The 6,276-nt window shown below is 30.6% G+C and carries 2 protein-coding genes; both read right to left on the bottom strand.

Annotated elements, in window-relative coordinates:
* A partial coding sequence (locus tag VJI94_RS06920; protein ID WP_324008814.1) for a GbpC/Spa domain-containing protein occupies positions 1 to 3,902 on the bottom strand: 3,902 nt, incomplete at its 3' end.
* Between the two features lie 724 nt (positions 3,903 to 4,626).
* Positions 4,627 to 5,931 carry an SH3 domain-containing C40 family peptidase gene (locus VJI94_RS06915; RefSeq protein WP_324008813.1) on the bottom strand — a complete coding sequence of 435 codons (1,305 nt, stop codon included), beginning with the start codon at positions 5,929 to 5,931 and terminating at the stop codon, positions 4,627 to 4,629.
* Positions 5,932 to 6,276 lie beyond the last annotated feature (345 nt).

The raw sequence follows: 6,276 nt of genomic DNA, 5'->3' as shown, positions 1-6,276 counted from the left end.
GCAGAATTTTCTACATATGTTGTATATTCAGGAATCTTATCCTTAATTACAACTTTTTGTTCTTTTCCTGTTGTATTCTTGTAAGTTACCTTGTAAAGTAATTCTTGTCCAGCCTTAACTGTTTGTTTATCTATACTTACTTGTGGTGCTGAACTGTCAAATACATCTTTCTTTGGCTTTGTAGAAGTTGGATTTGTTGTTTCATTTGTTTCGTATTCATTGTTTCCTTCTAATACATTTGCCTTATTCTTAATAGTTTCTCCGTTTACATCATCTTTTACTTTTACTTTAAATGTAACTTCAAATATTTCATCTGCTGCTACTTTCTCTTTTGTCCAAGTAATTACTCCGTTATCGTAAACTCCACCATTATCTGCAGAACCTTCTACATATGTTGTATATTCAGGAATCTTATCCTTAATTACAACTTTTTGTTCTTTTCCTGTTGTATTCTTGTAAGTTACCTTGTAAAGTAATTCTTGTCCAGCCTTAACTGTTTGTTTATCTATACTTACTTGTGGTGCTGAACTGTCAAATACATCTTTCTTTGGCTTTGTAGAAGTTGGATTTGTTGTTTCATTTGTTTCGTATTCATTGTTTCCTTCTAATACATTTGCCTTATTCTTTATTACTTCGCCACTTACATCATCTTTTACTTTTACTTTAAATGTAACTTCAAATGTTTCATCTGCTGCTACTTTTTCTTTTGTCCAAGTAATTACTCCGTTATCGTAAACTCCACCATTATCTGCAGAATTTTCTACATATGTTGTATATTCAGGAATCTTATCCTTAATTACAACTTTTTGTTCTTTTCCTGTTGTATTCTTGTAAGTTACCTTGTAAAGTAATTCTTGTCCAGCCTTAACTGTTTGTTTATCTATACTTACTTGTGGTGCTGAACTGTCAAATACATCTTTCTTTGGCTTTGTAGAAGTTGGATTTGTTGTTTCATTTGTTTCAAACTTATTATTTCCTTCTAATACATTTGCCTTATTCTTAATAGTTTCTCCGTTTACATCATCTTTTACTTTTACTTTGAATGTAACTTCAAATGTTTCATCTGCTGCTACTTTTTCTTTTGTCCAAGTAATTACTCCGTTATCGTAAACTCCATCATTATCTGCAGAATTTTCTACATATGTTGTATATTCAGGAATCTTATCCTTAATTACAACTTTTTGTTCTTTTCCTGTTGTATTCTTGTAAGTTACCTTGTAAAGTAATTCTTGTCCAGCCTTAACTGTTTGTTTATCTATACTTACTTGTGGTGCTGAACTGTCAAATACATCTTTCTTTGGCTTTGTAGAAGTTGGATTTGTTGTTTCATTTGTTTCAAACTTATTATTTCCTTCTAATACATTTGCCTTATTCTTAATAGTTCCTCCGTTTACATCATCTTTTACTTTTACTTTGAATGTAACTTCAAATGTTTCATCTGCTGCTACTTTTTCTTTTGTCCAAGTAATTACCCCGTTATCGTAAACTCCATCATTATCTGCAGAACCTTCTACATATGTTGTATATTCAGGAATCTTATCCTTAATTACAACTTTTTGTTCTTTTCCTGTTGTATTTTTGTAAGTTACTTTGTAAAGTAGTTCTTGTCCAGCTTTTACTTCGTTTCCGTCAATACTTATCCTGTCATCTCTAAATAACTGGTTTGGAACTATATCATCTTGACTATCAAATACATCTTTCTTTGGCTTTGTAGAAGTTGGATTTGTTGTTTCATTTGTTTCGTATTCATTGTTTCCTTCTAATACATTTGCCTTATTCTTAATAGTTTCTCCGTTTACATCATCTTTTACTTTTACTTTAAATGTAACTTCAAATATTTCATCTGCTGCTACTTTCTCTTTTGTCCAAGTAATTACTCCGTTATCGTAAACTCCACCATTATCTGCAGAATTTTCTACATATGTTGTATATTCAGGAATCTTATCCTTAATTACAACTTTTTGTTCTTTTCCTGTTGTATTCTTGTAAGTTACCTTGTAAAGTAATTCTTGTCCAGCTTTAACTATTTGTTTATCTATACTTACTTGTGTATCTTGACTATCAAATACATCTTTTACCGGTTTCTTAGGAGTAAATACTCTAACCGGATCTGATTCTACATCATAGTTGTTATTAATACTAATTTTAAATTTGTTTTCGTATTTTGTACCTTCTTTTGTTACCTTTCCGGTAATCTTTGGTGAAGGAACTTTAGCATCCTTTGTAAGATCTCTATTTATTTCATTTAATAAACTTGCTTTAGCTGTAAATTTAAGAAGTCTTGTGCCTTCATTATATTCTACATCATAATCAGGACTGTTTGCTTTTGTTCCTTCCAAATCAAGTTGATAACCTTCTGGTAATGTATCAGTGAATACCAGTGATTTTATATCTTCATGATATTTTGGAAAATCTGATGTTTTTAGTTCAAAGTTTACTACTGATCCTGTATCTACCACTTTATCATTTATATCTTGGTTATTTGCATTAGTTACCTTTTTCTCTACTTGTGATTTTACATAAAATACATCATAATGGTAACTAACATTTGTTTCAGGCTTTTGTGGTTCTTCCGGTGCTGTTGGAGGTGTTGGTTCAACAGGTTTAATTGGCACACCATTTGCTTTAACATCTGAATTAAATGCAAACCATGGAATCGCCCTTCCCTCTGCTCCAAAAGTTAAATTTATTCGAGACTTTGTAACTTCTCCAACAATAGCTCCATACCATTTGTATGGTGATTTTTCTGTATCCCATTCTGCAGCATCAAATTTTGAGCCTTTAGATTTGCTTTCATTGTCATTAAGTGAATATGCAGATTCACCTTGCACAGTTATTGATGAACCGTTAATAGGCAAAAACTTTCCATTAAAAGACAAAACTTTCTCTGTAGTAGGTTTATTTGCTACTATAGGAGCCTCTGAAGGTTTTCCTGTCCCACGATTTAATGATGCAAAACTAACTAAAGCCCCCGTCATATCCATCTCTTCACCATTTTCATCGAAAAACTTAGCAGTCATATTAATGCTTGCATTTTTATAAAAACTAAAATAATATATTGTAACTGTTGGATCTCTGTGTATTGCAGCAAGCATATCATTTAATCCTGGAATACCTGTTTCCTTTAGTGTATACGTATATTCCACTTTGGATATTTTCTTACCTTTGAAATAAGAATTTTGTAAATTTGTATATCTAACAGTAAGTGGTATCCCCTTACGTAAAACTGTTCTTTCCTTTTCTGGTGGATTTACGTGTGGTTCGGTTGAAATAAAATCATTATAGCCGTTAGCAGGATGTTTATCAATTTTTGGTTTTATAACATTTGTAAAATAATTATTCCATTCTTCTTTTGAAAATGGTTTATCTCCTACAAACTCTAACTTTGCATTTGGCTCTGACTTAAAAATCAAAGTTTGTGCATGTTGTTCTGGCAAGTATCCATCTTCATCTTTATGCTTTTTCCATTCCTCCACAGCCTTGTTATATTCTTCTAACTCTTTATCATATTTTTCCTTTGCGATTTTGTATTTTGCTAATTCTTCGTCATATTTTTTCTTTAATTTGTCATATTCCTTTTTCTTAGCAATATAATCATCCATTTTTAATTTTGCTGCTTTAATTTTTTGTATCTGATTTTCATAATCAGCCTTTACTTCTGCCAATTTCGCATCTGCTTCTGAATTGGAACTTGCAGTTCCTTTATCTTGAGTCTGTTCTTGTGGAACATCAACTCCTGAAGCTTTAGCTTCTTGTACAGCTTGATCCAATTTAGAGTGATCAGCATTTACTTCTACTCCTCTAGTCGGATGTGCTGCATAAGCTTGTGACGCAATCGGCACAACTAGGGCGAAGATCATTAACATAGATACAATCTTCTTAATAATTTCCCTTTTCTTCATTTTCCATTGCTCCTTCCATAATAAATACTAAAATTTTAAGTAAGATTTCCTTAAATTTTACTTAAATAAAAATCGTTTTAAATTTACATTGTAAATAAACACAGCTTAATATTTTCAATGTAAATCATAAAAAAGACCCTTAACTCTTATTGAAAAAAAGCCCAAAATTCCAATAAGAAGTCTCTTTATGATATTATATCATAATTAATATTTAATGTCTATAATTTATGATGAAAGTCAAAAAAAAAAAAAATACAAGTACATTTCTAACGCTATAAAGTGTTCTCGTGTAGAATAATTATTTTTTATTTTTAAATATACCTTTATTTCTTTGTGTAACTTATATACTTAATTTATTAAAACCTACTTTATTAATGAGTGTAATTATCTCGTAAGGCCTACTTTGTTTACTTGTAAACAAAGTTAGGGCTAGATTCACTTCACTCACTTCGGTCGAGATGACGTATTTGGGGTATTTCTCCATATCGTGCTATGACGTGAAACGTTTGGTTTTACATATAAGTTTTAATAATATATGAAGTTTTATTTACTGTTTAAGTTATGACGTTAATAGTAAATAAGTTTCAAAGATTACATAAAAATTTATTAAAACCAATAAGAACTCCACCCTTCCACGATGCTTCGCATCGGGTAGGTTCCCGGGAACATTGTTGTTTCACAATAAAAAAAGACGGTGTTTAAACCGTCTTTAAATTCATATAAACTATTTTATAAGTCTTGTTGCTCCAACGAAAGTTTTTCCGAAATAACTTCCGAAAAGTTTACTTACGATAACGCCTGTTCCAGGAGTTGAAGCGTGAACAAACTTGTTGTTTCCAATATAGATACCAACGTGGCTAATTCTGCCTCCACCATTGTTAAAGAATACTAAATCACCTTTTCTTAACTCTGATGCTGAAACTCTAGTACCGTAATTAATTTGAGTATATGATGTTCTACTTAAGTTGATTCCAACTTGTTTGTATACATAGTATGTTAAACCTGAACAGTCAAAACCGATATTTGGATTAGCTGTTGCCCAAACATAAGGTTTACCAACTTGTGCTAAAGCTAAATCTACAACTGTGTCTATATCTGCATTATAAGTTTCATTTTCTTTTTTAGATGGAGTTGTAGTATTTGATGAGTTGTTTTTCTTATTAGATTTTTCTTCTTTTTTAGGTTTTTCAACTTCAGGTTTTGTTTCAGAAAGGTATGCTTTTATAACGTAAGCTGTCTTTCCGTTAAATTCAAATTCTACCCATTCTCCTCTATCTATTCCGTTTACTTTTTCACCTTTTGATAAAATACCAAGTTTAGATGAAGTAGCAGATTGTTCTGATCTTACATTCAAATTTTCTGTGGCATAAAGAGTTACTTTTTTAGCAGAAGCTTTCTTCTTGGCTTCAGCTTTTTCTTCTTCGGCTTTCTTTTCTTCTTCCGCTTTCTTTTCTTCCTCAGCCTTCTTTTCTGCTGCTTTCTTTTCTTCCTCAGCCTTCTTTTCTTCTTCCGCTTTCTTCTTAGCTTCGGCTTTCTTTTCTTCTTCCGCTTTAATTTCTGTTTCAGATTTTTCAGGTTCAACTACATCTTTTGATAGCATTGAAACGTCAATAGTTGCAACTTTTCCATCTACAGAAACAGTTGCCATCTTATCTCCGCTCATTTCCATCTTAACAATTGAACCTTTTTGAACTTTAATAGTTTCATCTCCATTTCCATTCAAAACCGGTTTTAATTCAAGGGATTTTTTTACATAATAAGAATTTTCTTCTAATTCCGGCATTTTAGTATCTTCTTCAGTAACTAAAGAATATATATCATTTTCTTTTGACAATTTTTGTAATTCTAAAACGGAAGGAGTTGCCAATAACTTATTTGAATCACTAACTAAGGAATTATTTACTTCCTCAACACTTGTTCTTTGAACTTCAACTTTTTCTGTTTCATTTGCATAAGAAGTTGCTACCGGTAATGTAGCACAAACCAACGCACATAACATAGAAGTTGTTAAAACTTTTTTAATTTTCATAATTACCTCCTAACTCATAGACACATTTTACAACAAGTATTGAAAAAAGTCAACAAAAAGTTACAAAAAAATTACAAAAAGTTACAAAATGGTTACAAACAAATTTAATTCTTTTTAATGTTTCACGTGAAACAATAAATTTATCTGCTCAAGTGTTTCACGTGAAACATTTTAAAAATATTTTTATAATTTTAAAAATAATAGATAATTTTGTGATATAATAATTATAACAGTTTTATTCCTTATGATAAGACTGTTATAATCTCATTATAATTACCATTTATATTTATTTTAAATAGTTTATGGTTTAATTATACATAGAACATAACAAAGAAATAGTAAGGG

The organism is Parvimonas sp. D9, assembly GCF_035282565.1.
GTDB lineage: Bacteria > Bacillota > Clostridia > Tissierellales > Peptoniphilaceae > Parvimonas > Parvimonas micra.
Note: the sequence above shows the minus strand (reverse complement) of the source record. Positions and strands in the feature narration are given on the sequence as shown.